At 73.2% G+C, this 18,604-nt stretch carries 5 protein-coding genes; 3 read left to right on the top strand and 2 right to left on the bottom strand.

The annotated features are described in order from the left end of the window. Positions 1 to 11,096: type I polyketide synthase (locus ACWD4A_RS11470; RefSeq protein WP_451192393.1), on the bottom strand; the 11,096-nt coding region annotated here is incomplete at its 3' end. A gap of 323 nt (positions 11,097 to 11,419) precedes the next feature. Here ACWD4A_RS11470 and ACWD4A_RS11465 point away from each other — a divergent pair. Both ACWD4A_RS11465 and ACWD4A_RS11460 read left to right on the top strand, forming a co-directional pair. Continuing rightward, positions 11,420 to 12,610 (top strand): cytochrome P450, encoded by a 1,191-nt coding sequence (locus ACWD4A_RS11465; protein ID WP_451192390.1) that lies wholly within the window; start codon positions 11,420 to 11,422, stop codon positions 12,608 to 12,610. A gap of 51 nt (positions 12,611 to 12,661) precedes the next feature. Next, positions 12,662 to 13,111 (top strand): nuclear transport factor 2 family protein, encoded by a 450-nt coding sequence (locus tag ACWD4A_RS11460; RefSeq protein ID WP_451192387.1) that lies wholly within the window; start codon positions 12,662 to 12,664, stop codon positions 13,109 to 13,111. Positions 13,112 to 13,121: 10 nt separating this feature from the next. Here ACWD4A_RS11460 and ACWD4A_RS11455 read toward each other — a convergent pair whose 3' ends face one another. Continuing rightward, positions 13,122 to 15,800, bottom strand: coding sequence for a SpoIIE family protein phosphatase (locus tag ACWD4A_RS11455; RefSeq protein WP_451192384.1), 2,679 nt, complete (start codon positions 15,798 to 15,800; stop codon positions 13,122 to 13,124). Positions 15,801 to 15,975: 175 nt separating this feature from the next. On the opposite strand from ACWD4A_RS11455, the gene ACWD4A_RS11450 reads away from it, so the two are divergent. After that, complete coding sequence (locus tag ACWD4A_RS11450) at positions 15,976 to 18,510, top strand: ATP-binding protein (RefSeq protein WP_451192381.1); 2,535 nt, start codon at positions 15,976 to 15,978, stop codon at positions 18,508 to 18,510. The last annotated feature ends 94 nt before the right edge of the window (positions 18,511 to 18,604 follow it).

Below are 18,604 nucleotides of genomic sequence, written 5' to 3'. Positions count from 1 at the left end.
TCACCCACCACACCCACACCCGACTCCAGCCAGAACCGCTCACGCTGGAACGCATACGTCGGCAGATCCACCCACCGAGCCCCCGAACCAGCGAACACCGCATCCCAACTGACCGGCAAACCAGTCACATAGCCCTCGGCGAGGGACAGCAGGAAGCGCTCCATGCCCCCCTCGTCCCGGCGCAGAGTGCCCAACGCGACAGCACCCGCGCCGGAGTCCTCGAAAGTCTCCTGCAGACCCACCGTCAGAACGGGATGAGCACTGGACTCGACGAACAGACCGAAACCATCGGCGAGAAGAGCACGCACCGTTTCATCGAAGTGAACCGTCTGACGGAGGTTGGTGTGCCAGTACTCCGCGTCCAGTTCCGTCGTATCGATCAGCCCACCGGTCACCGTCGAATAGAACGGGACCTCCGAAGGCCGGGGCTCGATTCCCTCCAGAGCACTGATGACCTGCTCGCGGATCGATTCCACCTGCGCGGAATGCGACGCGTAGTCCACGGCGATCCGCCGCGCCCGCACCCCATCCGCCTCACAGGCGGCCAGCAACTCGTCGAGCGCCTCGGACTCCCCCGAAACCACCGTCGACGACGGCCCGTTCACCGAAGCGACCGAGATCCGCTCACCCCAACGCCCTATAAGCCCCCGCGTCCGCTCGGCGGGCAACGGCACGGACACCATCCCACCCCGGCCGGAAAGACCTTCGCCGATCGCCAGTGCCCGGAGCGCGACCACCTTCGCCGCGTCGTCCAAGGACAGTGCGCCGGACACCGCGGCCGCGGCGATCTCGCCCTGGCTGTGGCCGATCACGGCGGCGGGCTCCACACCCATCGACCGCCACAGCGCGGCCAACGACACCATCACCGCCCACAACGCGGACTGCACCACCTCCACGTCGTCGAGCGAAGGCGCGCCCTCGCCGCCGCGGACGGCCTCGATCACCGACCAGCCCGTCAGCGGGCGCAGCGCCTCGTCGCATTCTGTGAGCCGTGCGGCGAAGACGGGCGAGGAGTCGAGCAGCCCGGCGGCCATGCCGGGCCACTGGGAGCCCTGGCCGGGGAAGACGAAGGCCACTCGGCCCGGTTCACCCACGGTGCCCGACACGGCGTTCCCCGCCGGTTCGCCCTCGGCGAGCGCGGCCAGGCCCGCGAGGGCGCTCTCGCGGTCGGCCGCCAGGACCACGCCGCGGTGGTCGAGTGCCGCGCGCGTCGACGCCAGCGACCAGCCCAGGTCGGTGAGGTCGAGGGTGGCATCCGCTTCGACGTGTGCGGCGAGTCGCTTCGCCTGTGCCCGGAGTCCGGCCTCGGACTTCGCGGACACGGTCACCGGAACCACGGGGGGTGTGGTCCCGGTGGCCGGCTCCGACGGTACGGGCTCGCCCTCCTCGATGATCACGTGGGCGTTGGTGCCGCTGATACCGAAGGACGAGACACCGGCCCGGCGGGGGCGGTTGTCGTCCGTGGTCCACTCGACCGGCTCGGTCAGCAGCTCCACCGCACCCGACGCCCAGTCGACATGCGGCGACGGCTCATCCACATACAGAGACTTCGGCAGCACACCGTGCCGCATCGCCTCCACCATCTTGATCACACCCGCCACACCAGCAGCGGCCTGCGCATGCCCGATGTTCGACTTCACCGAACCCAGCCACAACGGACGCTCTTCCGGCCGCTCCTGGCCATACGTGGCCAGCAACGCCTGCGCCTCGATCGGATCACCCAACGTCGTACCCGTACCATGCGCCTCCACCACATCGACATCCGCCGCCGACAACCGGGCACTGGCAAGAGCAGCACGGATCACCCGCTGCTGCGAAGGACCGTTCGGCGCCGTCAGACCGTTCGACGCACCGTCCTGGTTCACCGCCGACCCACGCACCACCGCCAACACCCGATGCCCATTACGGCGGGCATCCGAGAGCCGCTCCACCAACAGCACACCCACACCCTCGGACCACCCCGCACCATCCGCAGCCGCCGAGAACGCCTTGCACCGACCGTCAGGCGCCATCCCCCGCTGCCGACTGAACTCGACGAAGACCCAGGGGGTGGCCATGACCGTCACGCCCCCGGCGAGTGCCAGTGAGCATTCGCCCGAGCGCAGGGCCTGGGTTGCCAGGTGCAGGGCGACGAGTGAGGACGAGCAGGCGGTGTCGACCGTGACGGCCGGGCCTTCCAGGCCGAAGGTGTAGGCGACGCGTCCGGAGGCCACGCTGCCCTGGGTGCTGGTGACCGCGTAGCCCTCCATGCCTTCGGGCTGGTCGGAGGTCGTGCCGTAGTCGTGGTGCATGACGCCGGCGAAGACGCCCGTGGAACTGCCCTTCAACGAACCAGGGTCGATACCCGCCCGCTCGAACACCTCCCACGACGTCTCCAACAACAACCGCTGCTGCGGATCCATCGACAAAGCCTCACGCGGCGAGATCCCGAAAAACCCCGCATCGAACTCCCCCGCCTCATGAAGGAAACCCCCCTCCCGCGCATAGGACTTCCCCACCGCCCCCGGATCCGGGTCGTACAACCCCTCCACATCCCACCCACGATCCACCGGGAAGAACGACACCGCATCCCCACCCGACTCCACCAACCGCCACAGACCCTCCGGAGACGACACCCCACCCGGGAACCGGCACGCCATCCCCACAATCGCCACCGGCTCATCCACCACACCCGACACCGGCGTCACCGGGGCCACCACACGCCCCACACCCAGAACCTCCGACCGCAGAAAACCCGCCAACGCCGACGGAGTCGGATAGTCGAAGACCAAGGTGGCGGGGAGGGTCATGCCGATCGCGGCGTTGAGGCGGTTGCGGAGTTCCACGGCGGTGAGGGAGTCGAAGCCGAGTTCCTTGAAGGGACGGTTGGCCGCGACGGTCTCCGGTGTGGCGTGTCCGAGTACGGTCGCCACCTGTGCCCGTACGACGTCGAGGAGTTCGCGGTGCTGCTCCTCCTCGCCGAGGCCGGTGAGGCGCCGGGCGAGTGTGGAGGCGCCGGAGGTGTCGGCGGTGGCCGCGGTCCTGCGGGCGGTGGTGCGGACGAGGCCGCGGAACAGGGCGCGGAGCATGCCCGCCGCCGCTTCCTTGCGCAGGACGGCCGTGTCGAGGCGTACCGGCACGAGGTGGGCGTCGTCGAGGGCGAGTGCCGTGTCGAGCAGTCGCAGCCCGAGGTCGGCGGGCAGGGGGCGGATGCCCGCGCGGCGCATCCAGGCGAGGTCGTCCCGGTCGAGGTGGTCGAGCATGTCGCCGGCCTGTTCCCACAGGCCCCAGGCGAGGGAGTGGGCGCCGAGTCCGTGCGCCCGGCGGTGCTGGGCGAGGGCGTCCAGGAAGGCGTTGGCCGCCGCGTAGTTGGCCTGCCCCGGGTTGCCGAACGTCCCGGCGACCGAGGAGAAGAGGACGAATGCCGACAGGTCGAGGTCGCGGGTCAGCTCGTGCAGGTTGACGGCCGCGTCGACCTTCGGGCGCAGGACGTGGGCCAGCCGCTCGGGGGTGAGGGAGGCGACGAGTCCGTCGTCGAGGACACCGGCCGCGTGGACGACGGCGGTGAGGGGGTGTTCCGCCGGAATCCCGGCGAGGACCGTGGTCAGGGCTTCGCGGTCGGCGGCGTCGCAGGCCACGACGTCGACGGTCGCCCCGGCCGCGGTGAGTTGTGCCGTGAGGTCGGTGGCCCCGGTCGCGGCGGGGCCGCGGCGGCTGGTGAGCAGCAGGTGCCGTACGCCGTGTTCGGTGACCAGATGCCGGGCGAGCAGCCCACCCAGCGCGCCCGTGCCGCCGGTGATCAGGACGGTGCCGTCGGGCCGGAATGCCGGGGAGGTGCTCTCCGCGTTCTCCGTGCTCTCCGGGGTTTCCGCGCGTGCCAGGCGGGGGGTGAGGACGGCTCCGTCGCGCACGGCCAGTTGGGGTTCGTCCCCTTCGGTGGCGGCGGCGACCGCGGCCACCAGGACGTCCCAGGAGGCGTCGGGGGTGTCGATGTCCACGAGGACGAAGCGGCCGGGGTGCTCGGACTGGGCGGAGCGGATCAGGCCCCAGACCGGGGCGTGGGCGAGGTCGGTGACGTCCTCGCCGGGGCGGGTGGCCACGGCGCCGCGGGTCACGACCACGAGCCGGGATCCGGCGAGCCGGTCGTCGGCGAGCCACGTCCGGATCAGGGCGAGTGCCGTGGCGGCCGCCTCGTGGGCGGCGTGCGCGAGGTCCGGGCCGGGGGTGGGTCCGTAGCAGGTGGCCACGGCGACCCGCGGGGCGACGGCGGTCCCGGCGTCGAGGTCGGCGATCAGGTCCTTGAGGGCGGCGACCTGGCCGGCCGGTCCGGTGTGCCCGAGCGTCATCCAGCCGCTGGTGTCGGCGGTGGCGGCCGCGCGCAGCGGCGTCCATTCCGTGCGGAAGAGGGACTGCCGTACGGGCGCGGTGGCGTCGGCGAGCCGTTGCCCGGAGACGGGGCGCAGGGTGAGGGCGTCGATGGAGGCGACCGGTGCGCCGGTGGGGTCGGCGAGGGTCACGCTCACGGTGTCGGTGCCGCGCGGGGTGACCCGTACGCGGACGGCCGTGGCGCCCGTGGCGTGGAGGGTGATGCCGCTCCAGGCGAAGGGGAGGTGGACGGGGGCGGTGGGCCCGTCGGTGTCCAGCCGGGCGAGGAGCGCGGGGTGGAGCGCGGCGTCGAGGAGTGCGGGGTGGATGCCGAAGTGTCCGGCGTCCTGGGCCTGTTCGCCGGTGAGGGCGACCTCGGCGAGGAGGCTGTCGCCGGAGCGCCAGGCGGCGCGCAGCCCTTGGAAGGCCGGGCCGTATCCGTAGCCCGCTTCGGCGACGCGGTCGTAGAAGTCCTCCACCGGGACGGGCTGCGCGCCGGCGGGCGGCCAGGCGGTGGGGACGGGGGCGGGGGCGGGAACGGGGTCCGTGACGTGGGGGGTGAGGGTGCCGCCGGCGTGGCGGGTCCAGGGGGTGCCGGTGTCGTCGGGGGTGTCGTCGGGTTCGTCCGGGCGGGAGTGGATGTGAACGGAGCGGCGGCCGGTGGTGTCGGGTGCCGTCACGGACACCTGGAGGTGTACGGCGCCGTGTTCCGGGAGCGGCAGCGGCGCTTCGAGGGTGAGGTCGTCGAGCCGCTCACAGCCGGTCATGTGGCCTGCTTGGAGGGCGAGTTCGACGAACGCGGTGCCGGGGAGCAGGGCGGTGCCGAGGGCGGTGTGGTCGGCGAGCCAGGGGTGGCTGTGGAGCGAGAGCCGCCCGGTGAGGAGCAGGTGGTCGTCGTCGGCGAGCCGGACGGCGGCGCCGAGCAGGGGGTGGCCGGCGGCGCGGAGGCCGAGCGCGGTGGCGTCGGTGGCCTTCGCCCGGCCGGACTCCAGCCAGAAGCGGCGGCGTTGGAAGGCGTAGGTGGGCAGGTCGACGCGGCGGGTCCCGGTGCCGTGGAGGACGGTGCTCCAGTCGACGGGCAGGCCGCGCACCCAGCCCTCGGCGAGCGAGGTGCGGAAGCGGGCGGGGCCGCCCTCGTCGCGGCGCAGGGTGCCGAGGGCGACGGCGTCGGTGCCGGTGTCCTCGATCGTCGCCTGGAGACCCATGGTGAGGACGGGGTGGGCGCTGGACTCGACGAAGAAGCGGTGGCCGTCGGCGAGGAGGGTGCGGACGGTGCCGTCGAAGTCCACGGGCTGCCGGGCGTTCCGGAACCAGTACTCGGCGTCGAGCCGGGAGGTGTCCAGGCGCTGTCCGGTGACGGTGGAGTAGAACGGCACGTCGCCGGTGCGGGGGGTGACGTCGGCGAACAGGGCGAGGATGCGTTCGCGGAGCGGGTCGACCTGGGCGCAGTGGGAGGCCACGGTGGAGCCGACGATCCGGGCGCGGACGTCGTCGCGCGCGCACTCGGCGACGAATTCCTCCAGTGCGTCGGTCTCGCCCGCCACGGTGACGGCGGCCGGTCCGTTGCGGCCCGCGATCGCGAGGCGTCCGGCCCAGCGGGCCAGCCGCTGTTCGGTGGCGTCGGCCGGCAGGGCCACGGAGGCCACGGCGCCCTTGCCGACGAGTTCTTCGGCGAACAGGGCGCTGCGGAGGACGACGATACGGGTGGCGTCGGCGAGGGACAGGGCCCCGGCGACGTGGGCGGCGGCGATCTCGCCCTGGCTGTGGCCCACGACGGCGGAGGGTTCGACCCCGGCCGAGCGCCACAGTGCGGCCAGCGAGATGTTCACCGCGAAGAGGACGGGCTGGAGGATCTCGATGCGGTCGAGCGGGGGCGCGCCGTCGGCGCCGCGCAGGACGTCGGCGGCGGACCAGCCGACGAGGTCGCGGAGGACGGCGTCGCACTCGGCGAACCTGTCGGCGAAGGCGCCGGGGGTGTCGAGGAGTTCGGCGGCCATGCCGTGCCACTGCGAGCCCTGGCCGGGGAAGACGAACACGACGGGGCCGCGGAGGTCCGCGGTGCCGGTGACGGTGCCCGCCGCGGGGGTGCCGTCGGCCAGTGCCGTGAGGGCGGCCGTGCGGTCGGGGGCGAGGACGACGCCGCGGTGTTCGAGGGTGGCGCGGCCGGTCACGAGGGACCGGCCGATGTCGCGGGGTGACAGCTCGGGCTGTTCCCGGGTGAGTGCGGCGAGCCTGCCCGCCTGGGCGCGCAGCGCGGCTTCGGTCTTCGCGGAGATCACCCAGGGGACGGGTCCGTCGTCGGCCGGGGACGGCGGGCCGTCCTGCCCGGCGGGCCGGGTGTCGGTGGGTGCTTCCTCCAGGATCAGGTGGGCGTTGGTGCCGCTGATGCCGAAGGACGAGACGCCGGCGCGGCGGGGGCGGTCGCCCGCCGTCCAGGCGACGGGTTCGGTGAGGAGGGTGACGGCGCCGCTCGACCAGTCGACGTGCGGGGACGGTTCGTCCGCGTGGAGGGTGGCGGGCAGTGTGCCGTGGCGGAGGGCCTGCACCATCTTGATGACTCCGGCGACGCCCGCGGCGGCCTGGGTGTGGCCGATGTTGGACTTCACGGAGCCGAGCAGCAGGGGGCGGCCGTCGGGGCGTTCGGCGCCGTAGGTGGCGAGGAGGGCGTGGGCCTCGATCGGGTCGCCGAGGGTCGTGCCGGTGCCGTGGGCCTCGACGGCGTCGACGTCGGCGGCCGTCAGCCCGGCGGCGGCCAGGGCGTCGCGGATCACGCGTTCCTGGGACGGTCCGTGGGGGGCGGTCAGTCCGTTGCTGGCGCCGTCCTGGTTGGTGGCGGAGCCGCGGACGACGGCGAGGACCTGGTGGCCGTTGCGGCGGGCGTCGGACAGCCGCTCCACCAGCAGGACGCCGGCGCCCTCGGCCCAGCCGGTGCCGTCGGCGGCCGCGGAGAAGGCCTTGCAGCGGCCGTCCGGGGACAGCGCGCCCTGGCGGCTGAGCTCGACGAACATGCCGGGTGTCGACATGACGGTCACGCCGCCCGCGAGTGCCATGGAGCACTCGCCGGAGCGCAGCGACCGCACCGCCCAGTGGAGTGCGACGAGCGAGGACGAGCAGGCGGTGTCGACGGTGACGGCGGGGCCTTCGAGCCCGAGGGTGTAGGCGACGCGGCCGGAGGCGACGCTGGTGGTGCCGCCGGTCAGGCGGTGGCCGTCGACGCCCTCCGCGCCGTCCTGGAGCTGTGGCCCGTACTCCTGGAACATCGCGCCGAAGAACACGCCGGTCCGGGTGCCGCGCAGGGACAGGGGGGCGATGCCCGCGCGTTCGAGGACCTCCCACGAGGTCTCCAGCAGGAGTCGCTGCTGCGGGTCCATGGCGAGGGCCTCGCGGGGCGAGATGCCGAAGAGGTCGGGGTCGAAGCCGGTGGCCTCGTGGAGGAAGCCGCCCGTGCGGACGTAGCTGGTGGCGGGCCGTTCGAGTGTCGGGTCGTAGAGGTCGTCCAGGTCCCAGCCGCGGTCGGAGGGGAAGTCCCCGATGACGTCCCGCCGGTTCGCCACCACGTCCCACAGGGCCTCGGGGGAGGCGATGCCGCCGGGGAAGCGGCAGGCCATGGCGACGATGGCGATCGGCTCGTCGTCGGTGGCGGCGGGCCGGGCGCCGGTGGCGGGGGCGGCGGGCCGGGTGCCGAGGAGGGCGTCACGCAGGTGCCGGGCCAGGGCCAGGGGGGTCGGGTGGGCGAAGAGCACGGTGGTGGGCAGGGGCAGCTCCGTGCGGGCGCCGAGGGTGTTCCGCAGCTGTACGGAGAGGTGCGAGTCGAACCCGAGGTCCTTGAAGGTGCGTTCCGCGTCGACGGCGTCCGGCGACGGGTGTCCGAGAGCGGCCGCGGCGTGCGCGCGTACCAGGCGCAGGAGGGTCTCCTCCTGCTCGGCGGGCTGCCGCGCCGTCAGTTCGCGAGCCAGCACCGTCAGTTCACGAGCCGGCTCGGAGGAGTCTTCTCCGGCCCCTGTCACCGGTTCCGTGGCCGGGAGTCCGGCGCGGGCGGTCCTCGGGGCTCCGGCGACGGTGTCGATCCAGTGCCGCTGCCGTTGGAAGGCGTAGGTGGGCAGGTCGACGCGGCGTGCCCCGGTGTCGGCGAGGACGGTGCTCCAGTCGACGGGCAGGCCGCGCACCCAGCCCTCGGCGAGCGCGGTCAGGAAGCGGGCGGGGCCGCCCTCGTCGCGGCGCAGGGTGGCGGTGGCGACGGCCTTGGCGGAGGCGTCCTCGAAGATCTCCTGGAGGCCGGGGGTGAGGACGGGGTGGGCGCTGGTCTCGACGAAGTGGCCGAAGCCGTCGGCGAGGAGGGCGCGGACGGTCTCGTCGAAGCGGACGGTCTGCCGGAGGTTGGTGTACCAGTACTCGGCGGTCAGCTCCGTGGTGTCGACCGGGCCGCCGGTCACGGTCGAGTGGAAGGGGATGTCGCCGTGGCGCGGCCGGATGCCGCGCAGCGCGCTGATCACCTGGTCGCGGATGGACTCGACCTGCGCGGAGTGGGAGGCGTAGTCGACGGCGATGCGGCGGACGCGCAGGCCGTCCGTCTCGCAGGCGGCGAACAGCTCGTCCAGGGCGCGGGGTTCGCCCGAGACCACGGTGGACGAGGGGCCGTTGACGGAGGCGACCGAGAGGCGGCCGGCCCACGGTGCGAGGCGTTCGCGGACCAGGTCGGCGGAGAGGGGTACGGACAGCATGCCGCCACGGCCCGAGAGGCCGTCGGCGATGGCGCGGGCGCGCAGGGCGACCACTTTGGCGGCGTCGTCGAGGGAGAGGGCGCCGGACACCGCGGCGGCGGCGATCTCGCCCTGGCTGTGGCCGATCACCGCGTCCGGTTCCACTCCGGCCGAGCGCCAGAGCGCGGCGAGGGACACCATGACGGCCCAGAGCGCGGACTGGACGGTCACGACGTCGTCGAGGGCCGCCGGGTCCGCGGTGCCGCGGACGACGTCGGTCACCGGGAGGTCGAGGTACGGGCGCAGGGCGGTGTCGCACTCGGCGAGGCGGGCGGCGAAGGCGGGCGAGGAGTCCAGCAGCCCGGCCGCCATGCCGAGCCACTGGGAGCCCTGGCCGGGGAAGACGAAGGCGATGCGGCCGGGCGCGTCCGCGGTGCCCGAGACGGTGTGGGGCGCGGGGGTGCCGTCGGCCAGTGCCGTGAGGCCCGCGAGCGCGTCGTCGTGGCCGGTGGCCAGGACCACGGCGCGGTGGTCGAGTGCCGCTCGCGAGGTCGCCAGTGACCAGCCGACGTCCGCCAGGGGGGTGTCCGGGCGGGCGGCGGTGAACGAGGCGAGCCGGGCGGCCTGGCCGCGCAGCCCGGCCCCGGTCCTGCCGGAGATCACCCAGGGCACGTGGGTGGTGGTGCGCGGTGCGGGGGCCGGCTCCTGGGTGCCGCCGCCGCTCCACTCCGCCACGACCACATGGCAGTTGGTGCCGCCGACGCCGAAGGAGGAGACCCCGGCGAGCAGCGGGCGGTCCTCGCGCGGCCATGCCCCGGTGGTGTCCTGGACCCGCAGTCCGAGGGCGTCGAGCGGGATGTCCGGGTTCGGGGTGCGGTAGTTGAGGCTGGCGGGGAGGGTGCGGTGCTGGACGCTGAGGATGACCTTGAGCAGTCCGGTGATGCCCGCGGCGCCTTCGAGGTGGCCCACGTTGGTCTTCACGGAGCCGACCGCGAGGGGGTGCCCGGTGTCCCGGGCGGTGCCGAACACGGCGCCGAGGGCGGCGGCTTCGACGGGGTCGCCGACCTTGGTGCCGGTGCCGTGGAGCTCGACGTACTGCACGTCGGCGGGGTCGACCCCGGCCCGCTCGTGGGCGAGCCGCAGGAGTTCCTCCTGGGCGGGCCGGTTCGGGGAGGTGAGGGTGGCGCCGCCGCCGTCGTTGTTGACGGCGCTGCCGCGCAGCACGCAGCGGATGTCGTCGCCGTCGGCGAGCGCCCGGGACAGCCGTTTGAGGACGACGACGGCGCCGCCCTCGCCGCGTACGTAGCCGTTGGCGCGGGCGTCGAAGGTGTGGCAGCGGCCGTCGGGCGAGAGCGCGCCGAAGGCCGTGATGCGGTCGGTGGTCTCCTGGATCAGGTTGAGGTTGACGCCGCCCGCGAGCGCGACCGCGGACTCGCCGGAGCGGAGGCTCTCGCAGGCGAGGTGCACGGCGACCAGGGAGGACGACTGTCCGGCGTCGACGGTCAGGCTGGGTCCGCGCAGCCCGAGCACGTAGGAGACGCGGTTGGCGATGATGCTGCGGTGCAGGCCGGTGAAGGAGTGCGGGGTGACGGCGCCGGGGCCGTACTGCGCGGAGAGGGCCGCGTAGTCGTCGGTGATGACGCCGACGAAGACCCCGGAGGGGGCTCCGGCGAGTGTGTCCGGCGGGAGACCCGCGTCCTCCAGGGCCTCCCAGCCGAGTTCGAGCGCGAGCCGTTGCTGAGGGTCCATCAGGGCGGCTTCGCGGGGGGCGATGCCGAAGAAGCGGGCGTCGAAGCCCTCGATCTGCGCGGTGTCCAGGAAGCCGCCGCGTACGGGCCGCCCGGCGGCGTCCGGGTCCGTGACGCCCCAGCGTGGTGCGGCGAGTTCGCCGACGGCGTCGCCGCCGTCGCGCAGCAGTTCCCAGAACGCGGCGGGGTCCGCCGCCCCGGGCAGCCGGCAGGAGACGCCCACGACCGCGATCGGCTCGTCCTGGCCGGCGGGCCCGCCGGGAATCGCGTGCACCGGAATCTCGTGAGCCTTCTTGTCCGTCACACTTAACTCCCCGCGTAAACGTTGAGGCCGCAAACGCCAAGGCCACGAATGGATCGGGTGGACCGGAAAGGCGGTGAAACTCTTCGATACTCCGGCCCCGATCCCAACAGGCCCGGCGGGCGGGTGTCAACGGCCGCCCCCTATCACCCGCGACCCCTACCCCTACCCTTATCGGCCCACCCCCTAGGGAACTTCTGGGGATGTCCGGCAGGGCGGTTCGGGTGCTACGGTCCATCGACCGTCGGCAACTTCCCCTATTTCCCCGGGTCCCGGCGTTCCGGCCGGTCCCGCGGAATTACCGTCGAGGCGCGCAGGAGTTGTTCATGCCCGAGCAAGCGAATTCCCTGAACCCGCCTCCGGCCACGGACGGCGGGGCGGCCCTCTTCGACTGGCTGCGCCGGATGCGCGACGAGAATCCGGTGGTGCGGGGGGACAACGGGAGCTGGTACGTCTTCCGTTACGACGATGTGCAGCAGGTGCTGTCGGATCACGCCCGTTTCTCGTCCGATCCCACTCCGGTGTCGCCGAAGGCCGCCGAGGTGGCCAAGGGCGATCTGGCGCAGATCGACCCGCCCGAACACCACCACCTGCGGCGGCAGATCAGCCGGGTCTTCACGCCGCGCACCGTCGCGGAACTGGAGCCGCGCGTCCTGGAGATCGGCAGCCGGCTGCTGGCGGACGCGGGCGGCGCCGACGAGCTGGATCTCGTGCGGCACCTGACGCACCCGCTGCCCGTGATCGTGATCGCGGAGCTGCTCGGGGTGCCCGCCGAGGACCGGCCGGTGTTCCGGCACTGGGCGGACCGCATCATCGCCGCGAAGATCGCGGGCATCGACGACCCCGAGACGTACGAGCGGCTGCGCTCGGCGATCGAGGAGATGGACTACTACCTGGAGGGGCAGCTGGAGGAGCGCCGGGCCGCGCCCGGTGACGACCTGCTGAGCAGGATGGTCACCAGCGAGGTCGACGGCGGGACCATCTCGGGCGCGGAGGCCGTGAACTTCGCCCGGCTGCTGCTGATCGCGGGCCACATCACCACCACGATGATGCTCAGCAGTTCGGTCCTCTGCTTCGACGAGCACCCGGAGGCGGCGGCGGAGCTGCGCGCGGACCGCTCGCTGATCCCGGCGGCCATCGAGGAAGTGATGCGCTACCGGCCGCCGTTCACCATCACCGGCCGGTACACCACCGAGGAGGTCGAGATCTCCGGGGTCTCCATTCCCGAGAAGTCGATCGTCATTCCCTGGCTGGCGTCGGCGAACCGGGACGAGCGGCAGTTCCCGGACCCGGACGTCTTCGACATCCACCGCTCCCCCAATGCGCACGTCGCATTCGGGAAGGGAATTCACTTCTGCATCGGGGCACCGCTCGCCCGGCTGGAGGGAAAGGTCGCCCTCAATCTTCTCTTCGACCGTTTCTCCGATGTCCGGCTCGACCGCGGCGCCGCGCTGGAATTCTATGAGCACAACTTCTTCGGCGTGAAATCCCTCCCGGTCTCCGTCAAACGCTCCTGAATCACACCGCATCCGGCCGACCGGCCGCCCCCTACCCCTACCGGAGACCACGTGACCGACGAAGCACGAGCCAAGTGGCTCATTCTGGAACACTGCCGGAAGATCAACACCGGTGATGTGGACGGGCTGCTGAAGCTCTACGCGGAGGACTGCGCGTTCGAGGACCCGGTGGGGAACGGGGAGCAGCGCGGCCTCCAGGCGCTGGCCCAGCGCGCCGCCGCCGCGGTGTTCTCCGGCGCCTACGAGGACGCCGCGAGCCCCGTCGCCTCCAAGGACGGGCGCTGGGCGGCGGTCCCCATGGTGTCGACGTTCAATTACCTGCCGCTGGCCGGCCCCGCCATGGCCCAGACGGGACTGCTGCCGCCGGAGCCTCCCGAGGACCCCGAGAACAAGATGATCAGCGTCAACATCGTCATGGTCATCCATGTCGGCGACGACGGCCTCGTCAACAGGATGCAGGCCTTCTACGGGCGTTCGGACGCCCGCATCGTCGACAAGTAATGACGGATCGTCAGGCAAGTGGCTGTTCGGCCCAGATGACCTTTCCTTCGGGGATGTAGCGGGTGCCCCAGCGGTCGGCGAGCTGGGCGACGAGGAAGAGGCCGCGGCCGCCCTCGTCCTCCGCGGCCGCGTAGCGCAGGTGCGGCGAGGTGCTGCTGGAGTCGGAGACCTCGCAGATCAGGGTGCGGTCGCGGAGCAGGCGGACACGGATGGGGCCCTCGGCGTGCCGGATGGCGTTGGTGATCAGCTCGCTGAGGATCAGTTCCGAGGTGAACACGGCCTCGACCAGGCCCCATTCCGTCAGCTTCCGGGAGACGTCGGCGCGGGCGCCCGCCACGACGGCGGGGTCGGAGGGCAGCTCCCACTCCGCGATCCGGTCGGCCTCCAGCACCCGGGTGCGGGCGACCAGCAGGGCGATGTCGTCGCTCTGGCGGGGCGGCAGCAGCGCGGTGAGCACGGCCTCGCAGGTGTCGTCCGGCGTCCGGCCGGACACGGCCAGGGTGTCGGAGAGGATGTCCAGGCCGACGTCGATGTCCCGGGTGCGGTCCTCGATGAGGCCGTCGGTGTAGAGCACGAGGCTGCTGCCTTCGGGCAGTCGCAGGTCCACCGTCTCGAAGGGCAGACCGCCCAGCCCGAGCGGCGGGCCCGCGGGGAGCTCGGGGAACTCCACGGTGCCGTCGGGCCGGACGAGCGCGGGCAGCGGGTGGCCCGCGCGGGCCAGGCTGCACGTACCGGACACCGGGTCGTAGACGGCGTACAGGCAGGTGGCGCCCGCGACCGCGGTCTCGCCGCCCGCGGCGGCCGACTCCTGGTCGATGCGGCCGACCAGTTCGTCGAGGTGCCCGAGCACCTCGTCGGGCGGCACGTCGAGGGAGGAGAAGTTCTGCACGGCGGTGCGCAGGCGGCCCATGGTGGCGGCGGCGTGCAGACCGTGGCCGACGACGTCCCCGACGACGAGGGCGACGCGCGCGCCCGGCAGCGGGATGACGTCGAACCAGTCGCCGCCCACCCCCGCCTGGGCGGGCAGGTAGCGGTAGGCGATATCAAGGGCGTTCTGCTCGGGCAGGCCGCGCGGCAGCAGGCTGTGCTGGAGGGTGACGGCCATGGCGTGCTCGCGCGTGAAGCGGCGGGCGTTGTCGATGCACACGGCGGCACGGGCCGCGAGCTCCACCGCCAGGGACAGATCGTCCTCCTCGAAGGGGTCGCTCTCCCGCGTGCGCCAGAAGTTGGCGATCCCCATGAGGACCCCGCGCGCCTTGAGCGGCACGGTGATCATCGAGTGGAAGCCGTAGTCCAGGATCTCCTGGGTGCGCCGCGGGTCCTGGGTGCGCCAGCCCTTGTTGACCTGCAGGTCGGGCACGAGCACGGGCTGCCCGCTGACGAAGCCGGTGGCCTGCGGGGTGGGCGCGGCGAACCGGTGCAGCTCGCCCGCCCGGTAGAGGGGGTGGTCGTCGCGGATGCCGGTGAGGGCCACGCGGCGCAGTTCGGGCGTCTCGCTGCCCACCGCCTGGGGCTCCTCGCCGCGCAGGACGGGCTCGGCGAGGTCGACGGTGGCGTAGTCCGTGAAACGGGGTGCGGCCACCCGGGTGAGTTCCTCGGCGGTGCGCCGGACGTCGAGGCTCGTGCCGATGGCCACGCTCGCGTCGTACAGCAGCCGCAGCCGGCCGCGGGCCACCTCCGCCTTGCCCGCGAGGGCCTGGAGGTCGGTGGTGTCACGGAGGGTGGCGACGCTGCCGGGCGGGCCGCCGCGGCGGTCGGTGGGCCGGTTGTTCACGGCGAGGAGCCGGTCGCCGACGGGGATCACCTCGTCGGTGGCGGTGCGCCGGGAGGCGAGGAGTTCGGCCATCCGGGGTTCGACGCCGAGCTCGGAGACATGGCGGCCCTCGGCGTCCGGGGACAGGTCGAGGAGCCTGCGCGCCTCGTCGTTGGCGAGCAGGACCCGGCCGTCGCCGCCGACGATCACCACGCCTTCGCGCACCGCGTGCAGGACCGCGTCGTGGTGTTCGTACATCCGGGTCATCTCGGTGGGCCCGAGTCCGTGCGTCTGGCGCCGCAGCCGTCTGCTGACCAGGGCCGTGCCCGCCGTCGCCAGGGCGAGGGCCAGGGCGCCGACGCCGAGGACGACGGGCAGCTGGCGGTCGAAGGCGCTGCTCACGGCGCTGACCTTGATCCCGGACGACACCATGCCGACGACCGTGCCGTGGGCGTCCGTGACCGGGACCACGGCCTGCACTTCCTGGCCCAGGGGGCCGTGGACGCTCTCGACGGTGACACGGCCCGCCTGCGACGGCGCGATGGTGCCGATGAAGTGCTTCCCGATCAGCTCGGGCTTGGGGTGCGTGTAGCGGATGCCGTCCCGGTTCATCACGACGATGAAGTCGACCCCGCCCTCCGTGCGGGCGGCCTCGGTCAGCGGCTGCAGCACCGCGCTGGGGTCGGGGCCGCGCAGGGTGGCCACGAGACCGGGGGCGTGGGCGAACGCCTCGGCGGCGGCGAGCGAGCGGCTGCGTGCCGCCTCGAACCTGTCGCTGCGCGCCTGGATCAGCAGGGTGGCGACGGCGGCCACGACCAGCAGCAGCACGATCAGCACCTGGAGCACGAACATCTGACCGGCGACGCTGCGGGTGCTCGCCGCCGACCGCAGTCGCCGCGCCGACGGCACCCGCGAGCGGCCCCGGGTTCGGGCCATACCCCCATGTCTACCCTGCCCTCTTGCCCGGCGCGAACGATAGGGACCCGCGCGGCCCCGGCCGCCCGGGGTCAGAAACGCGTCAACGTCGGCCCGCCGGGCCGCCATCCGGGCGCTCCGAAGTGACGATGAGCAGTGCAGATGTGAAGCGATCCGAAGTGCAGAGGAGTGACCGATGGTGCAGGGCGGCCTTCCGACCGACGCGCCGGGCCCGCGTCCCGGCAGGCTCAAGGTGTTCCTGGGGGCTGCCCCCGGAGTGGGCAAGACCTATCGGATGCTGGACGAGGGGCGGCGCCGGGCCCGGCGGGGCACCGATGTGGTGGTGGCGTTCGCGGAGTGCCACCAGCGGCCGTGCACCGAGGCGATGCTCGACGGGCTGGAGGTCGTACCGCGGGCGCTGCGCACCTACCGGGGCGTGGCGCACACCGAGCTCGACCTGGACGCCGTGCTGGCCCGGCGGCCCGCGGTGGCCCTGGTCGACGAGCTGGCGCACACCAATGTGCCGGGTGTCCGCAACGTCAAGCGCTGGCAGGACATCAAGGAGCTGCTCGCCGCCGGCATCGACGTGGTGACCGCCGTGAACATCCAGCATCTGGAGTCCCTCAACGACGTGGTGCAGAAGATCACCGACGTGCCGCAGCGCGAGACCGTGCCGGACGACGTGGTGCGCCGCGCCCACCAGATCGAGCTCGTCGACATGCCTCCGGAGGCGCTGCGCCGCCGCATGGCACACGGCAACATCTATGCCCCGGAGAAGATCGACGCGGCGCTGTCGCACTACTTCCGGCTCGGCAACCTCACGGCCTTACGGGAACTGGCCCTGCTGTGGGTCGCGGAGCACGTCGACGAAACGCTTCAGCGCTACCGTGCCGAACACGGCATCGGGGGCGTCTGGGAGACCCGCGAGCGGGTCGTGGTCGCGCTCACCGGCGGCCCGGAGGGCGAGACCCTCATCCGCCGTGCCGCGCGCATCACCGCCCGCTCCTCCGGTGATCTGCTGGCCCTCCACGTCACCCGCAGCGACGGCCTCGCGGGGGCCTCGCCCGCGGCGCTCGCCAAGCAGCGGCGGCTCGTCGAGAGCCTCGGGGGCACGTACCACACCGTCGTCGGCGACCATGTGCCGTCCGCCCTGCTCGACTTCGCGCGCGCCGAGAACGCCACCCAGCTCGTGGTCGGCGTCAGCCGCCGCGGCCGGCTGCCGCGCTTCACGCGCGGCGTGGGCGAGACGACGGTCGCGCTGTCGGGCGACATCGACGTCCATATCGTCACGCACGAGCGCGCGGGCAAGGGCCGCACCCCGAAGACCGCGCGGGAGGAACTGCCGTTCGCACGGCGGATCGGCGGGCCGGCGTCGGGGCTGGTCGTACCGGCGCTGCTCACGCTGGTGCTGCGGGCGGTCTCCGGTCCGCTGGACCTCAACCTGACCAGCGAGACGCTGCTGCTCCTGCTCGCCGTCGTGGGCGTGGCCTGCATCGGCGGGGTGCTCTCGGCGCTGCTCGCCTCCGTCGCGGCCTCGCTGCTGCTCAACTACTACTTCGTGCCGCCGACCGACGAGTTCACGATCGACGAGGCCAACAACGTCCTCGCCGTGGCGGTGTTCGCGGTGGTCGCCTGCACGGTCGCGGCCGTCGTGGACCGGTCGCTGCGGCTGAGCCGCAGGGCCGCCAGCGCGACCGCCGAGGCGGAGACCCTGTCGTCCCTGGCGGGCGGCATCCTCCGGGGCGAGCACGACGTGCCCGTGCTCCTGGAGCGCACCCGCGAGACCTTCGGCATGGACTCCGCCGAGCTGCGTCCCCGCGGCGCCGAACCGCCGCGGGCCGCGGACCGGGAGGGCATACGGGCGGAGCTCACGGTGCCCATCGGGTCCGACAGCGAACTGGTGCTCCGCGGGCGGGCCCTGCCCGCCACGGAACGCCGGGTGCTGACCGCCTTCGCCGCCCATCTGACGGCCGCCGTCGAACACGCCCGGCTCGCCGAGGCCGTCGCCGAGGTCGAGCCGGTCAAGGCGGCCGACCGGATGCGCACCGCCCTGCTCGCCGCCGTCAGCCACGACCTGCGGACCCCGCTCGCGGGCAGCTGGGCCGCCATCAGCTCGCTGCGCAGCCGGGAGGTCGAGTTCTCCGAAGCAGACCGGGAGGAACTCCTGGCCACCGCCGAGGAGTCCCTCGTCAAACTCAACCGGCTGGTCGACAACCTCCTGGACATGAGCCGCATCCACGCCGGCGCGCTCACTCTCAGCCTCCGGCCCACCGCGCTCGCCGAGGTCCTGGCGCTGGCCCTGGACACGCTGCCCGAGCCCCCGGGGGTGCCGGTCGCGGCCCAGGACCTGGACGGGGCGCCGGACGTGCTCGCCGATCCGCCGCTGCTGGAGCGCGTGGTCGCCAACCTCGTCGCCAACGCGACCCGGCACTCTCCCCCGGGCCGTCCGGTCACCGTCGCGGCCAGCGTCCTGGCCGCGCGGGTCGAACTGCGCGTCATCGACCGGGGTCCGGGGATCAGCCCCGCCCATCTGGAGCGGGCCTTCGCGCCTTTCCAGCGGCTGGGCGACACCGACAACACCACCGGGCTGGGGCTGGGACTCGCCATCTCCCGGGGGCTGACCGAGGCCATGGGCGGCACACTCACGCCCGAGGACACCCCGGGCGGCGGCCTCACCATGGTGATCTCGCTGCCCGCCGCCCCGGCGCCCACGGAGGACGTCCTGGCGTGACGCCGCGACGGGAGGGGTTCCCGCGCCGTCCCCGCACCGGAACGTGACCACTGCAAAGCACGTCCGGCCCGGCGGCGGGGACCCCGGCCGTACG

The organism is Streptomyces sp. NPDC002537, assembly GCF_053594975.1.
Note: the sequence above shows the minus strand (reverse complement) of the source record. Positions and strands in the feature narration are given on the sequence as shown.

Bases quoted from the DNA above. Each gene is read 5' to 3' on its own strand.
- ACWD4A_RS11465 (WP_451192390.1), top strand. From the start codon at position 11,420: ATGCCCGAGCAAGCGAATTCCCTGAACCCGCCTCCGGCCACGGACGGC.
- ACWD4A_RS11455 (WP_451192384.1), bottom strand. From the start codon at position 15,800: ATGGCCCGAACCCGGGGCCGCTCGCGGGTGCCGTCGGCGCGGCGACTG.
- ACWD4A_RS11450 (WP_451192381.1), top strand. From the start codon at position 15,976: ATGGTGCAGGGCGGCCTTCCGACCGACGCGCCGGGCCCGCGTCCCGGC.